The sequence below is a fragment of the Enterococcus sp. DIV0755f genome, from assembly GCF_051713725.1.
Classification (GTDB): domain Bacteria; phylum Bacillota; class Bacilli; order Lactobacillales; family Enterococcaceae; genus Enterococcus_D; species Enterococcus_D casseliflavus.
This window is the reverse complement of the sequence record NZ_JBIOQL010000001.1, coordinates 2077285-2095900: the sequence shown is the minus strand read 5'-3', so window position 1 is coordinate 2095900 and position 18616 is coordinate 2077285. Positions and strand designations below refer to the sequence as shown.

The 18616-nt window shown below is 43.6% G+C and carries 22 protein-coding genes and 1 other annotated feature (1 of these 23 cut by a window edge); of the genes, 16 read left to right on the top strand and 6 right to left on the bottom strand.

Annotation, left to right across the window (positions count from 1 at the left end; all coding sequences use genetic code 11):
• Positions 1–32: a sequence feature (ribosomal protein L10 leader region), on the top strand (it extends 95 nt beyond the left edge of the window).
• A gap of 65 nt (positions 33–97) precedes the next feature.
• Positions 98–598: a 50S ribosomal protein L10 gene (rplJ, locus tag IGI73_RS09500; RefSeq protein ID WP_016610861.1), complete on the top strand. Its 501-nt coding sequence runs from the start codon at positions 98–100 to the stop codon at positions 596–598.
• A gap of 61 nt (positions 599–659) precedes the next feature.
• The gene (gene rplL / locus IGI73_RS09495) at positions 660–1031 is read left to right on the top strand and encodes a 50S ribosomal protein L7/L12 (RefSeq protein WP_003127081.1); all 372 of its coding nucleotides are present in this window, start codon (positions 660–662) and stop codon (positions 1029–1031) included.
• A 117-nt stretch (positions 1032–1148) separates the two neighbouring features.
• Here the strand turns inward: rplL and IGI73_RS09490 are convergent, their stop codons facing one another.
• Together IGI73_RS09490 and IGI73_RS09485 are read right to left on the bottom strand one after the other, a co-directional pair.
• Positions 1149–1322, bottom strand: a complete 174-nt coding sequence (locus tag IGI73_RS09490) for a hypothetical protein (RefSeq protein ID WP_005231922.1) — start codon at positions 1320–1322, stop codon at positions 1149–1151.
• 148 nt (positions 1323–1470) lie between these two features.
• Positions 1471–2490: a branched-chain amino acid aminotransferase gene (locus IGI73_RS09485; RefSeq protein WP_005229799.1), complete on the bottom strand. Its 1020-nt coding sequence runs from the start codon at positions 2488–2490 to the stop codon at positions 1471–1473.
• 210 nt (positions 2491–2700) lie between these two features.
• Here IGI73_RS09485 and IGI73_RS09480 point away from each other — a divergent pair, with 210 nt between their 5' ends.
• Positions 2701–3669, top strand: a complete 969-nt coding sequence (locus IGI73_RS09480) for a pyridoxal-phosphate dependent enzyme (protein WP_428207180.1) — start codon at positions 2701–2703, stop codon at positions 3667–3669.
• A 200-nt stretch (positions 3670–3869) separates the two neighbouring features.
• On the opposite strand, the gene IGI73_RS09475 is transcribed toward IGI73_RS09480, so the two are convergent.
• From IGI73_RS09475 to IGI73_RS09465, 3 genes are read right to left on the bottom strand one after another with little or no spacing between them, the layout of a single operon-like run.
• The gene (locus tag IGI73_RS09475; RefSeq protein WP_428207181.1) at positions 3870–4694 is read right to left on the bottom strand and encodes a TPM domain-containing protein; all 825 of its coding nucleotides are present in this window, start codon (positions 4692–4694) and stop codon (positions 3870–3872) included.
• Positions 4691–5812 carry a TFIIB-type zinc ribbon-containing protein gene (locus IGI73_RS09470; protein ID WP_428207182.1) on the bottom strand — a complete coding sequence of 374 codons (1122 nt, stop codon included), beginning with the start codon at positions 5810–5812 and terminating at the stop codon, positions 4691–4693. The genes IGI73_RS09475 and IGI73_RS09470 overlap by 4 nt, the downstream gene beginning before the upstream one ends.
• Before the next feature lie 16 nt (positions 5813–5828).
• Positions 5829–7058 (bottom strand): SPFH domain-containing protein, encoded by a 1230-nt coding sequence (locus IGI73_RS09465; RefSeq protein ID WP_010749514.1) that lies wholly within the window; start codon positions 7056–7058, stop codon positions 5829–5831.
• Positions 7059–7341: 283 nt separating this feature from the next.
• Here IGI73_RS09465 and dnaX point away from each other — a divergent pair, with 283 nt between their 5' ends.
• From dnaX to IGI73_RS09400, 13 genes are all read left to right on the top strand, one after another.
• Positions 7342–9063, top strand: a complete 1722-nt coding sequence (dnaX, locus tag IGI73_RS09460; RefSeq protein ID WP_015509951.1) for a DNA polymerase III subunit gamma/tau — start codon at positions 7342–7344, stop codon at positions 9061–9063.
• A gap of 20 nt (positions 9064–9083) precedes the next feature.
• The gene (locus tag IGI73_RS09455; RefSeq protein WP_005229811.1) at positions 9084–9398 is read left to right on the top strand and encodes a YbaB/EbfC family nucleoid-associated protein; all 315 of its coding nucleotides are present in this window, start codon (positions 9084–9086) and stop codon (positions 9396–9398) included.
• 14 nt (positions 9399–9412) lie between these two features.
• On the top strand, positions 9413–10009 hold the full coding sequence (gene recR, locus IGI73_RS09450) for a recombination mediator RecR (RefSeq protein WP_005229813.1): 597 nt from the start codon (positions 9413–9415) through the stop codon (positions 10007–10009).
• Between the two features lie 20 nt (positions 10010–10029).
• The gene (gene tmk, locus IGI73_RS09445; RefSeq protein ID WP_005229815.1) at positions 10030–10677 is read left to right on the top strand and encodes a dTMP kinase; all 648 of its coding nucleotides are present in this window, start codon (positions 10030–10032) and stop codon (positions 10675–10677) included.
• A gap of 32 nt (positions 10678–10709) precedes the next feature.
• Positions 10710–11039 carry a cyclic-di-AMP receptor gene (locus tag IGI73_RS09440; RefSeq protein ID WP_005229817.1) on the top strand — a complete coding sequence of 110 codons (330 nt, stop codon included), beginning with the start codon at positions 10710–10712 and terminating at the stop codon, positions 11037–11039.
• A gap of 14 nt (positions 11040–11053) precedes the next feature.
• Positions 11054–11986 (top strand): DNA polymerase III subunit delta', encoded by a 933-nt coding sequence (holB, locus tag IGI73_RS09435; RefSeq protein ID WP_428207183.1) that lies wholly within the window; start codon positions 11054–11056, stop codon positions 11984–11986.
• A 29-nt stretch (positions 11987–12015) separates the two neighbouring features.
• Positions 12016–12816, top strand: coding sequence for a PSP1 domain-containing protein (locus tag IGI73_RS09430; protein ID WP_438759194.1), 801 nt, complete (start codon positions 12016–12018; stop codon positions 12814–12816).
• A 19-nt stretch (positions 12817–12835) separates the two neighbouring features.
• Positions 12836–13183, top strand: coding sequence for a DNA replication initiation control protein YabA (locus IGI73_RS09425; RefSeq protein WP_026008088.1), 348 nt, complete (start codon positions 12836–12838; stop codon positions 13181–13183).
• 70 nt (positions 13184–13253) lie between these two features.
• Entirely contained in the window at positions 13254–14114 is an 861-nt protein-coding gene (gene rsmI / locus IGI73_RS09420; RefSeq protein WP_428207184.1) for a 16S rRNA (cytidine(1402)-2'-O)-methyltransferase, read from the top strand.
• Positions 14115–14285: 171 nt separating this feature from the next.
• The gene (locus IGI73_RS09415) at positions 14286–15503 is read left to right on the top strand and encodes an ammonium transporter (protein ID WP_005229828.1); all 1218 of its coding nucleotides are present in this window, start codon (positions 14286–14288) and stop codon (positions 15501–15503) included.
• A 16-nt stretch (positions 15504–15519) separates the two neighbouring features.
• The gene (locus IGI73_RS09410) at positions 15520–15861 is read left to right on the top strand and encodes a P-II family nitrogen regulator (protein WP_428207185.1); all 342 of its coding nucleotides are present in this window, start codon (positions 15520–15522) and stop codon (positions 15859–15861) included.
• A 150-nt stretch (positions 15862–16011) separates the two neighbouring features.
• Positions 16012–17136 carry a DNA polymerase IV gene (gene dinB / locus IGI73_RS09405; RefSeq protein WP_005229832.1) on the top strand — a complete coding sequence of 375 codons (1125 nt, stop codon included), beginning with the start codon at positions 16012–16014 and terminating at the stop codon, positions 17134–17136.
• Between the two features lie 19 nt (positions 17137–17155).
• Complete coding sequence (locus IGI73_RS09400) at positions 17156–17812, top strand: DNA alkylation repair protein (RefSeq protein ID WP_428207186.1); 657 nt, start codon at positions 17156–17158, stop codon at positions 17810–17812.
• A gap of 137 nt (positions 17813–17949) precedes the next feature.
• On the opposite strand, the gene nrdG is transcribed toward IGI73_RS09400, so the two are convergent.
• Positions 17950–18546, bottom strand: a complete 597-nt coding sequence (nrdG, locus tag IGI73_RS09395) for an anaerobic ribonucleoside-triphosphate reductase activating protein (RefSeq protein ID WP_005229836.1) — start codon at positions 18544–18546, stop codon at positions 17950–17952.
• Between the last annotated feature and the right edge of the window lie 70 nt (positions 18547–18616).

The following is an 18616-nucleotide window of genomic DNA, read 5'->3' as shown; positions in this document are numbered from 1 at the left end:
CTACGGTGGCATAGAGTTTTTTATTGTTTTTTTTTAAGACATAGGAACCGTTCGTTTCGAAGAAACTCTTCCATCAAAATCAGGAGGTGAAATATAAATGAGTGAAGCAGCTATCGCTAAAAAATCCGCGATCGTTGATGAAGTGAGTGAAAAATTCTCTGCAGCCGCATCTGTAGTCGTTGTTGACTACCGTGGACTAACTGTTGATGAAGTAACTCGCTTACGTAAACAATTGCGTGATGCAAACGTTGAGATGAAAGTTATCAAAAACTCAATTCTTTCTCGTGCTGCTGAAAAAGCTGGTCTAGAAGGTTTAGGTGAAGTATTCACTGGTCCTACTGCCGTAGCATTCAGTAACGAAGACGTTGTTGCACCTGCAAAAATCATTAACGATTTCGCAAAAGACGCAAAAGCTTTAGAAATCAAAGGCGGTATCATCGAAGGCAAAGTTTCTTCATTGGAAGAAATTACTGCATTGGCGAAATTGCCAAACCGCGAAGGACTTCTTTCTATGTTGCTATCTGTGCTACAAGCACCTATCCGCAACGTGGCTTACGCTGTCAAAGCAGTGGCAGAAAAAGAAGAAGATGCAGCATAATTGCCGCATGATTTTTCAGTATTAAAAAACTAAACTACTTACTTAAATGGAGGAAAACAAAATGGCATTGAACATTGAAAACATTGTCGAAGAGCTAAAAGGCGCGACAATCTTAGAATTAAACGATTTAATTAAAGCTATCGAAGAAGAATTTGGCGTATCTGCTGCAGCTCCTGTAGCTGTAGCTGGTGGAGCTGGCGATGCTGGTGCTGCTGAAGAACAAACTGAATTCACTGTAGAATTGACTGCAGCTGGCGATCAAAAAGTTAAAGTTATCAAAGCAGTTCGTGAAGCAACTGGCTTAGGCTTGAAAGAAGCGAAAGCAGTCGTTGACGGAGCTCCTTCAGCAGTTAAAGAAGGCATCTCTAAAGACGAAGCTGAAGCATTGAAAGCAGCTTTAGAAGAAGTTGGCGCTTCAGTAACAGTTAAATAATTTTTCTTAGTGTCAAATCCTTTCGTATGAAGGGGTTTGGCGCTTTTTTTTAGTAAATGAAATTCCTGCAAAAGGAATAAGCAGCGATCCCCGTTTCTTACTAGCGAGGATCACTGCTTATTTTTTTCGGAATTGTTGGAATAGGAACACAAAAATAAAAAAGAAAAATGCTTCCCACAATGTTGTGGTCCAGCTAAAGCTGCGGTTGATACCAAAAACGAGATTACCGATATTGGAAACCACCAAATACAATGCTGTTGCAAGCAAAGAATAGCCGAGTCGTTTACCCATCATTACGCCTCCCTTTGCTATGATTGTAACAAGTCGAAAGAGTTGTGGCAATCAATTCTCTCCTGATGGAAAGGAATTGGTTGGCGGAAAGAGAATAAAACGAACGATCACAGTGGACCGTTCGTTTTATAATGGTCTATGGGTGTGGCTATTTCAATGGGACATCAAAGATCCACCCTGTTGGGGCCGCAATATCCCCAAATTGAATGCCGGTCAATTGATCATACAATGCTTTTGTTTGTGGACCAACTTCCGTTTCACTATAGAACACATGAAAATCCTCACCGTTTTGGATCCCGCCGATTGGGGAGATAACAGCAGCTGTTCCGCAGGCACCCGCTTCGACAAACCGATCCAGCTCATTGAGATAAACATCGCCTTCAACAGGGGTCAATCCTAATGAGTGTTGCGCTAGATGCAGCAATGAATATTTTGTGATACTTGGCAAAATAGAAGGAGATTTTGGTGTCACAAATTCATTGTCAGCCGTGATTCCGAAAAAGTTAGCAGAACCGACTTCTTCGATTTTGGTATGCGTTTCTGGATCCAGATAGATGCAGTCGGAAAATTTCCGCTGATGGGCTTCGTATCCAGGCAACAAACTCGCAGCATAATTTCCACCAACTTTGGCTGCGCCAGTACCATTTGGTGCCGCGCGATCATAATCAGAAACAATGAAATTGGTCGGTGTCAATCCGCCCTTAAAGTAAGGACCGACAGGCATACAAAAAACCGTAAAAATATACTCTGGTGCTGGACTGACACCGATGTTTTCTCCGACCCCAATCAATAGAGGACGAATATACAAGGTGGCGCCGCTGCCATAAGGTGGAACATATTCCTGATTTGCTTTTACTACTTGTTTTACCGCATCTAAGAAAAAGTCCTCAGGAACCTCTGGCATGCGCAGGCGATAGGCACTGCGATTCATCCGTTTGCTATTTTCGTCTGGACGGAACAAATTGATGCCGCCATCTTTTCTTCGGTAGGCTTTTAGTCCTTCAAAACATTGCTGTCCATAATGAAGAGCGGTTGATCCCTCGTGGATATGCAGATAATTATCCTCGGTAAGTTCGCCTTCATTCCAAGAACCGTCTTTCCATGTTGCCAAAAAACGCCATGGCGTCTTGATATAAGAAAACCCTAAATTTGACCAATCGATTGTCATTCGTTCACACCCTTTTTTAATTTTTCTAAGTATAGCACTTCAGAAAAGAAATGTCATTATTTTCTGAAAATTCTTCTGTAAGAATAGTTGGTGACATTGACGTGTAAAGGATAGGGAAGTGCTCTTTGCTTGTACGAGTTCCCCAGTTTGTTTTTCTACAAGTTCTGTGCTTCAATGAGAGTATAAAAAAACAAAAAAGGGGGAACGTTTGTGATTGAGGAAGTGTTGACGGACAGTCTGGGGATCGCTGCTGCGTATCGACGATTGAAACCAATCATGATCCATACACCACTTGCACCAAGTAATATTTTAGGCAAAGAAAAAGAGGGCGCGATATTTTTGAAATTAGAAAATCTACAGCGTACCGGCTCCTTTAAAGCGCGGGGGGCGTATAACAAGCTCGCTTCATTGACTGATGCAGAAAAACTTCGCGGTGTCATCGCATGTTCTGCAGGAAATCATGCGCAAGGTGTTGCTCTCGCAGGATCGTTACTGGGGATCAATGTCCGAATCTTTATGCCATTAACGGCTGCTAAAACAAAAATAGAGGCGACAAGAAGCTATGGCGCACAAGTCGTTTTAGCAGGAGAGACGTTTGATGAAACCAAACAACTGACAGTAGACGCCATGAAAGAAAGTGGCGAAGTTTTTGTCTCTCCCTTTGATGATCGTGCAGTAATGGAGGGGCAAGGAACGATTGCGATCGAACTGTTAGAGGATCTTGCAGATGTTGATAATGTCATTATTCCCATCGGCGGTGGTGGGTTGATCGCTGGGATGGCTTTAGCCTTAAAAGAACTTCGTCCAGAAGTCAAAATCATCGGCGTTCAATCCTATGGCGTTTATGGTATGATCGCATCGATCTGGCAGCAAAAGCTGGTAGCCAATCGCCGCAGTAGAACGATCGCCGACGGCTGTGACGTCGCTTTGGCAGGGGAGCTGACCTATGATGTTTTAAAGACCCGTATCGATGAAACGGTCTTAGTTGAAGAATCCGACATCGAACAAGCGATCCATTACTTGGCTTTGAAGGAAAAAGTCATTGCAGAAGGTGCTGGTGCATTAAGTACAGCGGCGATTTTAAGCGGACAGATCGATCATTTACTTCGAGGAAAGAAAACTGTGGCTTTGGTCTCCGGCGGCAATATTGATTTCTCTGTGTTTAAGGAAATAATTTGAATAAAAAGCATACTCAAGTAAAATCGATGAGGTTCATTTAAAATTATCAAAAGGATCTCTATATCTTTACCTTCGATAGGGTCAAAATCATTGTGACGATAGCTAAAGGATCTTGTCGATTCATGGTATGAATAGCAGCAAAAAAAAAGAGTTCCCGTTTGAAGGAACTCTTTTTTACATTCAAAACAACTATTTAACGATTAGAAACTGCGTCCGCCGCCGCCGAAAGTACCGCCACCAGAAGAGTGGGTCGTACTGCCGCCGCCACCGCCAGAAAAACCGCCACCACCGCCGCCTCCGCCATTATTCGAAGGACGGGGGATGCGTCTGGTTGTGACAAAGGAGTTGACTAAGCGATCTTCTTTTTGGGTCAGATCAATACTTGATTTTTCTAGATAGTTAAATTTGTAGCCGCCCATTTTTAATTGATAACGGGATTTAACAATGATGAAAAAGGCGATACTGATCACTGCTGCGATCGCTAAGCAAATAGCAATTTCTAGTGGCGTCATCACTTTGTAATAAGTAATTTTTCCAGTATCACGATCGATACGATAGTGATCGGCAGGAACACCTGCTTCCACAAAACCAGCTGCTTTTTGCAGATAGACCAATGCCGCTTGGTAATAATTTCCCTCTGCCATCTGGTCAAATACCGCATCAAGAAGATTGTCTAGACGTGAATCGGTGAGGTAATCGATCATATTTCCAGAAGTCGAAACGTGAAATTTACGTTGCGACATATCGATCACCAAAGCGGATCCGTTGTTGTCGTTGCCGATTCGTCTCGAAAGATACCGATCAGTATACAACTCGATATCTCCCGTGTTGCTGTTCGTTGTTTGAATAAACACTTCGCCTTTGATTTTCGCATTCAGCGCTTCTGCTTCTTCATTCAACTTCTGGATTTCTTGTTCGGTAAAAAGTCCAGCGTGGTCTGCGACTGTCTCTTCGGCTGCAAAGGCGGGCAGGGTGGTAAAGAAAAAGCCAACCAGCAGAAGCAACAAATAAGATAGTTTTTTCATAAGAAATACGCTCCAATCAATGCGAGGATGGTCGTTGCCGCGAAAATTGCGCCACTGACGATTCCCAAGCGTTTGTAACTGATCGGTAAAACACCGCTGACTTTTCCTGTTTGCCCATTCATCGCATAATAAAAGGCACTCTTGTTTTCATCATCGGCTCGATAGGTCACTAGCCATACAGGAAGCAAAACGTAGTTGTTTTCTTCTTTTGTTAGATTGATGGATCGATTGTTGCGTTTAAAACTAGTATAGCCATTGACGGTACCTGCTAGCAGATTTTCAGCATACCCCGATAATTCGTTTTTGACTTCGTCGGAAAGATCAATGTATTCAATATCTCTTTTTTCTGCTTGGAAGCCGGCTAAATACTGACTGCGAAAATTAACAGCTTTTTCAAGGGGAAACGGCTGAACACCAGTTACCATTTTTTGCTGGACATTTTTTGACAGCGCATGCTTGAGCAATTCATTCACCTTGATTTTTCCTCGTCGCAAGACATCGTATTGTTTATGCTCGGTATATTCAATATCACCAACGCGCCAAATACGCAAGGAGGTACCCATTCCTGAGAGGGAGCCGTTCATCTCGGCATCGACGACCCAATAAGGGAAGTATACGCCAGTCAATTTCTCTACTTGTGCTTGGTCGAAGAAATCCCGTGGGACGAATTTTTTCTTTTGCGCCCATTCTAAAAACTTTTGCGTTGCTTCTTCTTTTTCGATCGCAAAGGGAAGGACTTTGTTTGGCAAAAATTCTCCCGAAAGCCGTCCAGATAAAACGACCGGGTTATGGCAAAAGTAGCAATAGGTTGCAGCTGTAGTCGCATCCGTCACGATTTCAGCACCGCAGCTGGGGCAGGTGAAAAGGTCCATCTGTCCCGCTTGTGCATTGGCTTGTTGCTGCACTTCTTCTTCAAAGCTCGGCTCCGTCACTGAGGTAGCCGTGGCATCTACAGAAGAATCAGCGGCCATTTGCGCTTCTTTTTGCTTTTCTTCAAAGGCAGTGACTTCGTCTTCAGTAAAAATACTCAGACAAAATGGACAATGAAATTTTTGATCGCCAGGATCAAAGGTTAAAGCGCCCCCGCAATTGGGGCACTTATGTGTGATAACATCCATCAGCAATCCTCCTCAATTAGTCTACTGGGACACCTTTGAAAGGTTTGCCGCAATTCGGACAGAATTTTGGAATGCCGTTGGCTAAATCAATCACTTCACCACAATCGCTGCATTTCATTTTCAGACTTGGTCCATCGCTCGTTGGTTTAGGCGTGCCGCAATTGCTGCAGAATTTACCAGTATTAGATGTGCCGCATTGTGGGCAGTCCCAATGATCTGCGTTGCTTTGTGCAGGTGCTTGTTGCTGCTGCATCTGCTGTTGGTTGTTTTGTGACGCTTGGTTCAAATAACCGCCACCAGCGTTCATCCCCATGCCCATGCCAACAAACCCAGTCGTAGCGCCAGCGGCATTGCTACCGGCAGATTCCATACCACGAGCTACCGAACCTTGAACATAGCCTTCACGAATCGAAGGGTCACCTAACATTGCCCCTTGGTTCCGCATGTTGATCAATTTTACGGAATCATCCGTATAAGAGATGCTTGCGACGGCAACCGAAACGATTTCCATTCCTCGGAGTTCTCGCCAGCTGTCATCAAGAACTGTTCCCATATATTTGCTTAATTCCATGCTCTTAGATGGAACGTAAGAAATTCGTTCGCCATCAGCGGACATTTTGTTGATCGCTGTTTGTAGGGCGGTCAAAAATTCAGCTAAGTACTGCTCGTTGATGTCGTTGATATCGACTTGACTTTTGTTTTTTGGGATCGCATTCGTATAGAACAAAATTGGATCGGTAATTCGTAAGGAATAGTTTCCGTGCGCCCGCAAGAAAAGTTCTGCGTTGTAAAAGTTGTCAAAATAATTCAAAGGCGAGGAAGTACCGAAGCGAATCCCTTTGATTTCTTGTAGATTGATATAAAAAACTTGTTGTTTTTGCGGTGTAACGCCACCAAACTTAAAGCGGTCAAACGTTTCAGAAATCGCATCTTTCAATGAACCGTTTAACATTGAAGGCGCTAATTCGTTTTTCACTGTATAGTAGCCTTCTTCGGCGGTATAATCGATGATTCGCCCGCCATCAACCAATAACATCATCATATTCGGATAGACATGGATCACTGAGCCATCAGTGATGACATCTTCTGTGCCTTTTCTGTTGGAACCGCGTTTGTCATTACGCCGCACTTTGACACCTTTTGTCATTACTGTCGAATCGCTCATATTGTCAGGCTCGATCACCTCTAGCCATTGATCTGCTAATCCGCCGCCAATTGCGCTTGTTGCCGCTTTGATAATACCCATTTTCAGTCCTCCTTTAAATTGTTTTCATCACAATAGATGAACATAGATTCATTATACCATAGGAGGTGAGATTTACGTTATCAGTCTAAAGTTGGAGAGGAGTTTTTCGCAAAATCCATCAATAAACGGTTCGTTCGCAGGTGGATTTGAATAAAAGAGACAAATTGGAGATTGCGGATTAAATTTCCATTTCTTTTGAGATTCCCCCACGCAAACGGTGGTTTTTTTGGCTGATATTACGTATAATAGAAGGTAGCGAATTTTGAAATGAGTGTGGAAAACTATGGCTTATCAAGCATTATATCGTGTTTGGCGTTCTCAGCGTTTTGATGATGTTGTCGGACAAAAAGCAATTACCCAAACCTTAAAAAATGCAATCGATCAAAACCAGATCTCGCATGCCTATTTATTTACGGGTCCTCGAGGAACCGGGAAAACAAGTGCAGCGAAAATTTTTGCCAAAGCCATCAATTGTCCGAACCAGGTCAACGGTGAGCCTTGCAATGAGTGCGATATGTGTCGCTCAATCACAGCAGGGACGCAAGAAGACGTGATCGAAATCGATGCGGCAAGCAACAACGGTGTAGAAGAAATTCGCTTTATTCGTGATCGTGCGAACTATGCACCGACCCAAGCTGAATACAAAGTTTATATCATTGATGAAGTGCACATGCTGTCAACAGGCGCATTCAACGCTTTACTAAAAACATTGGAAGAACCACGGAAAAATGTTGTCTTTATTTTGGCAACAACAGAGCCCCATAAGATTCCAGCAACGATCATTTCTCGAACCCAACGTTTTGATTTCAAACGGATCAATACGCAAGATATCGTGGGTCATTTAGAAACGGTCCTTACTACTAGTGAGATCAATTACGAAGCAGAAGCTTTACAGATCATTGCGCGAGCCGCAGAAGGCGGTATGCGGGATGCCTTGAGTATCACCGACCAGGCGATCGCTTTTAGTGATGGAACCGTAACGACCCAAGATGCTCTTGAAGTGACGGGCAGCTTGTCCTATGAAATGATGGACCGTCTGATGCAGGCTTGCGGGGAAAAAGAAGTTGCCGATGCGTTAGCGACCTTGCGGGAGTTATTAGCCTCTGGTAAAGAAGCCCGACGTTTATTGGAAAACTTGTTGGTTTATTGTCGAGACTTGCTGATGTATCAACAAGCGCCGCAGCTGCTATCTGAAAAGTCTCTGCAATTGACTGAAGCGTTTCAAACACTGGCAAAAAATACCCCGCCAGCAAAAATCTATCACTGGATCACGGTCTTAAACGATACGCAAAATGAAGTGCGATTTACGAACAATCCTACGATCTATCTGGAAGTGGCTGTGGTCAAATTAGCCAATGATCCGGAAAGTGCTGCTGTTGCTAGCAATTCAGCTGATAATAGTCAAGAAGTGGCGCAGTTACGGCAAGCATTGCAAAAACTTCAGGCAGAGGTGCAACGACTGCAGGAGAATCGACCGGCAGGTGCCGTTGCGGAAACCACTGCGCCAGTGAAGAAAGCCAAGGCGACCACTACGTTCCGTTTACCAAAGGAACGCGTGTTCCAAGTACTGAAAAGTGCAACGAAGAAAGACTTGGCAAACGTTCGCAATGTTTGGGACGATCTTTTGATGTCTCTTTCCGTGACGCAAAGAGCGATGCTGCATTCCAGTGAAGCAAAAGCTGCCAGCGAATCGGGCGTCGTGATCGCTTTTGACTATGAGATCTTATGCCAGCGAGCAAGTAACGACCAAGAGTTTCAATTGATGATCCATAATCAATTGTCTCGCATGATCAAAGACTACGCCCCCCAGGCTGTCTTTATCACAAAAGAAAGTTGGCCAGCACTACGGCAAGAGTTTTTGGCCGGCGGTCAAGCAACGGCAGATTCGGAAATTGAAGTAGACCAAGAAGAGACCGAAGCCGCTCCTGTCGAACCTGAAAATGACGACTTAGTAACAAAAGCGCAAGAGTTATTTGGTGAATTAACCAGCATTGAAGAAAATTAATGAAAATGGAGTGATTGATAATGATGCGAGGCATGGGAAATATGCAAGGCATGATGAAACAAATGCAAAAAATGCAAAAAGAAATGATGAAAGAACAAGAAGCGCTGAACAGCAAACAATTTATCGGCGAATCGACAAATGGCTATGTCAAAGCGACCTTTACTGGCGATAAGACGTTACAAGACATTACTATCAATGAAGCGATCGTTGATGCTGACGATGTGGAAATGCTGCAAGATATGATCATTTTAGCTGTCAATGACGGATTGAAGAAAATTGAAAAAGAATCGGAACAAACGATGGGCAAATATACAAGAAACATTCCGGGTCTATAAAAGGAGAAATGACGGTGCAATATCCTGAACCGATCGCCCGATTGATCGACAGTTACATGAAACTGCCGGGAATCGGACAAAAAACCGCGACACGTTTGGCATTTTATACGATCGATATGAAAGAAGAAGTCGTCAATGAGTTTGCCAAATCGTTGCTTAGTGTCAAACGAGATTTGCACTTTTGCAGTATTTGCGGAAATATAACTGAAGAAGATCCTTGTGAGATCTGTAGTGATCCAACAAGAGACAAAGAAACGATTTTAGTGGTTGAAGAGCCTAAAGATGTCATGGCACTAGAAAAAGTCCGGGAGTATCATGGACTTTATCATGTGCTGCATGGCGTGTTATCCCCGATGGAAGGGACAGGTCCAGAAGATATCAACATTGCATCGCTGATACAGCGGCTGCATGATGATCAGGTCAAAGAAGTGATTATTGCGACCAATGCGACCACGGAAGGTGAAGCAACGGCGATGTATATGTCACGTTTGATCAAGCCTGCTGGTATTAAAGTCACGCGTTTGGCTCATGGCTTATCTGTGGGCAGCGATATTGAATACGCGGATGAAGTGACCTTGCTAAAAGCAGTAGAAGGTCGCCGAGAATTATAAAGATATTGGAGGCAATTAGGGTGAATGGATTGTTTATAACCATCGAAGGACCGGATGGTGCTGGAAAAACCAGTGTGATCGAAGAGTTGTATCCTCGGTTACAGCTTGAAGCAACAAGAAAAATCGTGAAAACAAGAGAACCTGGCGGAGTTAAAATCGCTGAAAAGATTCGTAAAATTATTTTAGATCCGCGAAATGAAGAAATGGATGAGCGGACGGAAGCCTTACTTTATGCAGCGGCCCGCCGCCAACACTTGATTGAGGTTGTCCTGCCGGCATTGAATGCTGGACACATCGTGATCTGTGACCGCTTTGTTGACAGTTCGCTTGCCTATCAAGGAGCTGGACGCCGCATCGGGATTCCTGAGATCGCACGGATCAACGAGTTTGCGACGGAAGGAACGACGCCTGATTTTACCTTGTATCTAGATGTTGACTCTGATACTGGCTTGCGTCGCATCCAAGAAAACCGCGCACATCAATATGACCGCTTAGATTCGGAAGGATTGGAGTTTCATCAACGGGTTCGTCATGCGTATCTTAAGCTGGCGGAAGAAAATCCTGTACGCATTCATAAGATTGATGCTAGAATGGGGTTACAAGAAGTTGTTGAATCCAGCTATTCAGCAATCGTTGAATCGTATCCTGCTTACTTCAAGTCAATCTAGAGTAGGTTGGATAACACAAAGGAGATGGTCCCATGAAATTAATTATGGCAATCGTACAAGACAAAGACAGTAATCGTTTGGCAAATGAGTTTATTGATGCCAATATCCGTGCTACAAAATTGTCCTCAACGGGTGGGTTTTTAAAGGCTGGCAACAGTACGTTTATCATTGGTATTGAAGACGATCGGGTACAAGATGCATTAGAATTGATCAAAAAAACCTGTCAATCAAGAAAACAATATGTCTCGACACCGATGTCTTTAGACATTTCCTTAGACGGTCAAGTTCCTTATCCAGTCGAAGTCGAAGTCGGCGGAGCAACTGTGTTCGTGCTACCGGTTGACGGATTCCATCAATATTAAAAAAGGAGCTTTTCATGGAGGAGTTATTTCTACAAGAATATCAGCCTCTTGTTTTTGCCCAACTAAAAAAAAGTATCAAGCATGGGCGCATTGCTCATGCTTATCTTTTTGAAGGGGACAAGGGGACTGGCAAGCACGAATTAAGTCTGTGGCTCGCAAAACGCCTTTTTTGTATCAATGTGCAAGAAGAAGCCCCGTGCGGCACATGCAGCAATTGTCTGCGGATCGCCCAAGGAGAGCATCCTGACGTCATCCAAATCGAGCCGGATGGGCAGATGATCAAAGTCGACCAGATTCGGCAGCTGCAAGAGGAGTTCTCAAAAAGCGGCTTTGAAAGTCGTCTGAAAATCTTTATTTTGTCTCAAGCTGACAAAATGAACAACAGCGCTGCCAACAGCCTATTAAAGTTTTTGGAAGAACCGGTGGGAAACTTTTTGGCGATTTTAGAAACTGAGAGTTTAGGACGTATTTTGCCGACGATTCAGTCTCGCTGTCAGATCATTCATTTTTCGCAGCTGTCAAAAGAAAAACTACAGGAGAAGCTCCAAGAAGAAGGACTTTCTAAAGAGACGAGTCGACTTCTGAGCCACTTGACGAATAGTTATCATAAAGCAGTTGAAATCTCGCAGGATGAATGGTTTAATGAAACTAAGGATGCTGTTAAGCGTTGGGTGAATTACCTTTTGAAGAAAGACCCGCAAGCATTTATTTTTGTTCAGAAAAAATTATTGGGTCTAGCAAAAGAAAAAAATCAGCAATCAGAAATCTTTTTGCTCTTGTTATTTTACTTTCAAGAGGAACGAGATCGATTGTTGGCACAAGGTTTATGGGGAAAAGAGATCAATCGTGCCATTGAAGCCGCATTGCAAGCACAAAAAAAATTGCAAGCCAATGTGTCTTTCCAAGGAGTGGCAGAACAATTTTCCGTGAAAATCATCTATGGATAAAACGCAGCAGCCGGAAAAGGAGACCAGAGATGATCGAAGTTGTCGGAGTGCGTTATCATGACGTGGGCCAGATTTATTTTTACACACCAAAAAAACAGACCTATACCATAAATGAACAAGTCATCGTGGAATCACAAGATGCCAAATGTCTTGCCACGGTGGTTACAAAAAGCAGAAAAATGAATGAGAGCGATTTGCCTCAAGCAGTCAAACCGATCCTGCGTCGAGCGACGAAAACAGATTTGGAGCAAGCTGCCGCCAATCAAAAAGCAGCAGACGAAGCGTTGAAAATCGGAAAAGAAAAAATCCGAGCACACCAGCTGCCAATGAAGCTGATTCGGGTGGCATATACCTTTGAGCGCACAAAACTGATTTTTTCGTTCACGGCAGAAAGCCGCGTTGATTTTCGTGAGTTGGTCAAAGACTTGGCAAGTGAATTTCATACACGGATCGAACTGCGCCAAATTGGTGTCAGGGATGAAGCAAAGGCGCTAGGCGGAGTTGGACCCTGCGGTCGCAAACTATGCTGTGCGACGTTTTTAGGCGATTTTATCCCAGTGTCCATCAAGATGGCTAAGGATCAAGGACTCTCCTTAAATCCTGCAAAAATTTCAGGGTTATGTGGTCGTTTGATGTGTTGTCTTAAGTACGAAAGTGAAGAGTATGAGCGTGCAAAAAAAGAATTGCCGGATCGCGGCAAGGAAGTTGAAACGCCAGATGGCAAAGGACGTGTGGTCGGGCTGGATCTGTTGAGCCGAGTGATCAAAGTCCGTTTGCATGATCGGCAAACACCAATCGAGTATGATTATGAAGAACTAGTGACAAAATAAGTAGGTGACCATAATGAGCATGGACAAACGATCAATATATGACGGATTGAATCAGTTAGAAGTGGAGTTGCAAAATTCCTTGAATAATCTAGCGGAAATGAAGCAGTCTTTGCAAGAAATCGTCGAAAAAAATACGACATTAGAATTGGAAAATCAACGCTTACGTGAACACATTCGTGAGTTGAACCAAGTGGCAGATGCACCCGCTGAATCGGTCAAACAAGAGCTTTCTAAATCACGGATGAATTTAGAAAAGATTTACGAAGAAGGATTTCATGTTTGTTATGACTTATACGGTTCTCGCAGAGAACATGACGAACCTTGTGCGTTTTGTCTAGAAGTGATTTATCGTGAAAGCGGCAAATAGCTGACAGACGAAGCGGTTCGTTAGAAAAAAGATCAGTTTCTGCTGGTCTTTTTTTCGAAAGGAGCAGTACATGCAAAAGCAGCAAAGTTATAAACAAGACACTGGGAAACTGTATCTTGTTCCAACACCGATCGGTAACTTGGAAGATATGACATTCCGAGGTGTCAAAATTTTAAAAGAAGCGGACCTGATCGCAAGTGAAGATACTCGAAATACCCAAAAATTGTTGAATCATTTTGAGATTGCGACACCGCAAAAAAGCTTACATGAACACAATTATAAAGAACGGGTGCCACAGCTGATAGAACAGCTGCAAATGGGCAAGACTATTGCCCAATGCAGTGATGCTGGTATGCCCTCCATTAGTGATCCAGGTCATGAATTAGTCAAGGCGTGCTTGGTCGAAGGAATCGCAGTGATTGCGCTCCCAGGTCCTACGGCTGGTTTGACCGCGCTGATCGCTTCTGGCTTATCACCGCAGCCGAATCTTTTTTATGGCTTTTTACCTCGTAAGAAAAAAGAACAAAAGCAAGCGTTAAGTGAATTGGCAAGCCAAAAAGCTACGATGATTTTTTATGAGTCACCGTATCGAATCGCAGCGACGATCGAAACGATGAAAGAGGTATTGGGAGAACGTCAAGCAGTTATCTGCCGTGAATTGACGAAAATCCACGAAGAATACTTGCGAGGGACCTTTTCAGAATTGATTGAATACCTCGACCAACAACCAATCAAAGGGGAATGCTGTCTATTAGTGGAAGGCGCTTCTGAAATCCCTGAAGTCGTTTATGAAGGAAGCTATGCTGAACAGGTGGCAGCCTTGATGGAAGAGGCAGACTTGTCTTCGAAAGAAGCCATCAAAGAAGTGGCTAAACGCAATCAAGTGAAGAAACAGCTTGTTTATCAAGCCTACCATCAATTAGAAACGTAATCATACCGAGAATTCTCTCGGTATTTTTTTATCTTTTTTCGGACTTGTGTTAAAATATCTGACATCAATAGTTAGCTATTTTCAGAAAATTCACGGTTTTCTCAGAAAAATCTAGATTATTTGAAAATATGATGTTAGGATAGCTAACATAAAGAAAAGGAGGCGTCAAAAATGAACACAGGGAATATTGCATTTATTTTAATTTGTAGCGGCATGGTTTTTCTTATGACTCCAGCATTGGCATTTTTTTACGGAGGATTGGAACGTCGCAAAAACATCCTCAATACCATGATGATGGTGATTTGTACGATGGGCTTGGCGTCTGTGCTATGGGTCGCTTTAGGGTATACCTTATCTTTTAGCGGCACAGGCTCATTTATTGGGAATTTAGATAAAGTCTTTTTCAATCATGTCTCGATGACAGAAGGAGAAGGGATTCCTGAAGGGTTATTTGCGGCCTTTCAAATGATGTTTGCCTTGATCACCACGGCGATCATTACTGGATCTGTCGTGGGCAGAATGCGTTTCTCAGCTATTTTCCTATTTATCGGCTTCTGGCTAGTTCTCGTGTATTTTCCAATGGCACATATGGTATGGGGCGGCGGTTTCTTAGATGCGATCGGCTCGATCGATTTTGCAGGAGGCAATGTCGTTCATATCAGTTCGGGTATCAGTGGGTTAGTCTTAGCGATCGTTGTCGGTAAGCGGCGAGAATTTCATCAAACCGAATATCGTCCTCATAATATTCCCTTTGTTGTACTAGGTGCTGGCCTTTTATGGTTTGGCTGGTTTGGCTTTAATGCTGGCTCTGCGTTAGCAGCTGATGGTCTAGCGATCCACGCCCTAATGACCACGAATACGGCAGCAGCCAGTGCGATGCTTTCTTGGATGCTGATCGAAAAAATCGTGTTGGGCAAACCGACGATCGTTGGTGCGTGTACTGGAGCCGTCGTGGGCTTAGTTGCCATCACACCAGGTGCGGGATTTGTCTCGCTTTGGTCTTCCTTTATCATTGGCGCTTTAGTCAGTCCGTTTTGCTACTTCTTTATTTCTGTCATCAAACATCGTCTAGGATTAGATGATGCGCTGGATGCCTTTGGCTGCCATGGCGTAGGCGGAATCTTTGGCGGTTTGATGACGGGGATCTTTGCGGATCCAGCAGTGGGTGGACGGTCAGGATTGCTCTATGGCGGCGTTGATCTTTTTCTCGCACAAGCCGAAAGTATCGTATTTACGATTCTATTCGCAGGTATCTTATCCTTTGTCATTATCACTTTGATCAAATGGGTAATGCCGATTCGCGTATCGCAACAAGAAGAAGCAGTGGGGATGGATCGGATCGAACATGACGAAACGGCCTATCCTACCTTTATGGGGTTAGACTCTTAAGAGTGGAGGAGCAGTCATGAAAAAAGTTGAAGCGATTATTCGCCAAGAAAAATTAGAAGAACTAAAGGCCGCTTTGGATCATTCTGATTTGATCAGCGGCATGACAGTCAGTCAAGTGCTGGGCTGTGGCAATCAAAAAGGCCTCAAAGAGTTTATTCGTGGCCAAGAAGTGATCACAACTCTTTTACCAAAAGTAAATGTCCGTTTTGTTTTAGCAGATGAAAAAGTCGATGCGGTGATTGAGCTGATTGTATCGATCTGTCGGACAGATGAAGTCGGTGACGGCAAAATATTCGTCTACCCGTTGGAAGAAGCGATTCGGATTCGCACTAATGAACGAGGGGAAGCTGCCTTATAGTAGAACTTCTTGGACCATGAAGAGGGCCGCAAAAGCAGTGAATGTAGAAGGAAGGACCAATGAAGATTGGTCCTTTTTGCGTGCTTCCCTCGATTCCTTGCTTGATAGGGAACCTCTGTTCGTTTATAATAAGAAGTGAGGTGAACAACGATGTCGGAACTGCAATTTCCCTTAAAAAATGATACGAGCCGCAAAATTATTCATATTGATATGGATGCTTTTTTTGCTTCGGTGGAAGAACGGGATGATCCAGAGCTTGCTAAGCATCCCCTCGTCATTGCCCGTCACCCAAGTGATACTGGCGGACGAGGAGTGGTCACGACCGCCAATTATCTGGCACGACAATATGGCATCCACTCGGCAATGAGTGCGCAAAAAGCTTATGAGCTTTGTCCGCAAGCAATTTTTAAACCGGGAAATCATCAAAAGTATCGTGAAGTGTCCCAGCAAGTCAGAGAAATTTTTCATCGGTACACCGACATCATCGAACCAGTTTCTATTGATGAAGCGTATCTAGATGTCACAGTCAACAAGATCAATTGTCCTTCAGCAATTAAGATCGCTCGTTTGATTCAACGAGACATCTGGCAAGAGACTCATCTGACCTGTTCGGCAGGAGTCAGTTACAACAAATTCTTGGCAAAACTGTCTTCGGATTATCATAAACCACGAGGATTGACGGTGGTGATGCCAGATGAGGCAGTGGCATTTTTGCAACAATTACCCATTGATAAATTTCACGGGATCGGGAAGAAAACTGTTCCGCGGATGCATGAGTTAGGTATTTTTACAGGAGCTGATCTGTATGGCTGGAGTGAGATGGCGCTGATTCGTGAATTTGGCAAAATGGGGTATTCCTTGTATCGGAAAGTTAGAGGGATCCATGATTCCCCAGTTAGTGTGACGAGAGAACGGAAATCAGTTGGAAAAGAGCATACATACGGCAATCCATTAACCAGTGAAGAACAAGTATTGAGCCAGTTACGGGCTATCGCAGAAGAAGTCGAAAGATCACTGAAGCGCACACAAAAACATGGCAAGACGGTCGTGTTGAAAGTTCGTTACAGTGATTACTCTACGATCACCAAGCGAGTGACCTTGCCAACCTATGTTCATAAAAAAGAACAGCTATTTTCCGAAGCAAGTCTGATTTGGGAAGAAATTTTAGGTCTGGAAAAAGGCATCCGTCTTTTGGGGATCACCGTCACAAATCTTGATCCACTGACCTATGAAAATATCGTACTGCCCTTATGGCAACTATCTGACGAGCAGTAGTCAGAAGAGGAGGAGCAAAATGACACTCTATCAAGTATATGACACGATGGTGGGGTTGGCTGATCAGGAGCGAAGTGAAAAAATGGCCGCCTACATGCGGCATCAGTTTGATTTTTTAGGCATTCCTACGCCGTTGCGCCGCCAGCAGGAGAAAGCGACCTTCAAAGCAGCAAAACAAACGAAAACGGTTGATTGGGACTTTATCGATCATTGTTGGCAAAGCAGCTATCGTGAACACCAATACCTTGCGATTGATTATTTAGTGGTGATGGAGCCGTTTCTAGCGGCCATCGATCTGGCAAAAATTGAACAGCTAGTCATAACAAAAGCTTGGTGGGATAGCGTGGATGCCCTAAGTGAGGTTGTCAGAAAACTAGTTCGCCGACTGCCAGCGTTAAAAGCTGAAATGCTTCGCTGGAGTCTTGAGGAAAATTTTTGGTTGCGGCGAGTGGCAATACTCCATCAACTGCTGCAAAAAGAACGGATGGATCAACCACTGCTTGAAGAGGTCCTCGTCAATAATTTGGGGAGTTCTGAATTCTTTATCAACAAAGCTATTGGTTGGAGCTTACGAGATTATGCCAAGACGAATCCTCAGTGGGTCCAAGACTTTCTTCTTCGCTATCAAACAAGTCTGGCGCCTTTGACGATTCGTGAAGCAAGTAAGTACCTGTAAAAAGCTTGGTCACTGAGTTGAGATAACATAAAAAAACACCGTGCATCATCTTTGAAGAAAGAGGAGGTGACCGCCAAAAGTTCGATTTTTTGGTCTAACTTTTGGGGTCACCTCAAGATGCACGGTGTTTTTAGTTTTTAAATTTGTTTTTTGATTTGTTCGTAACTTGCTTCAGCATCTTTGCACTTTGCCCAGATAACCGCTTTTCCTTGTTCCCGAGATGCAGCAAGATCAATGATTCGTTGATTGCTGCTGCCGCGAAACTGCAAGTTTAAATTTCGTTTGCTCAGTTCAAAACGACCGTCGACTAAAATATCGATTTTGGATAAAAGTTCCAATTTATCGGGTGTTTCCAAAAGCAATTCTTCATAGGTGTAGCCTGACCAGCTCCAAATATCTTTGCTGTGCCCAAATTCAGCACGAACCCGATCAACGACTTTCAGACAGACTGTTGTGTTCAAGAAAGGTTCGCCGCCTAGGAGGGTCAGCCCTTGGACATAATCATGCCGCAGATCTTCGATGATTCGATCCTCTAGTTCTTGCGTAAAAGGTGTACCATAGCGAAAGTTTTGGACCGCTTTGTTGAAACAGCCTTCACAAGCAAAGAGACAGCCGCTCACGTATAAACTATTTCGAATGCCTTCACCATCAACAAAGTTGAAGGCTTTGTAATCAGCAATATAATTTTGGCTATATTCTTTGGCTTGCCATTCTTTAGGTTTCGGATTTCTCATAAGAAAACTTCTTTCTATCATGAATTACAGGGATTGGTCTTCAAGAAAAGGAGTGTAGAAGAATTCTAGC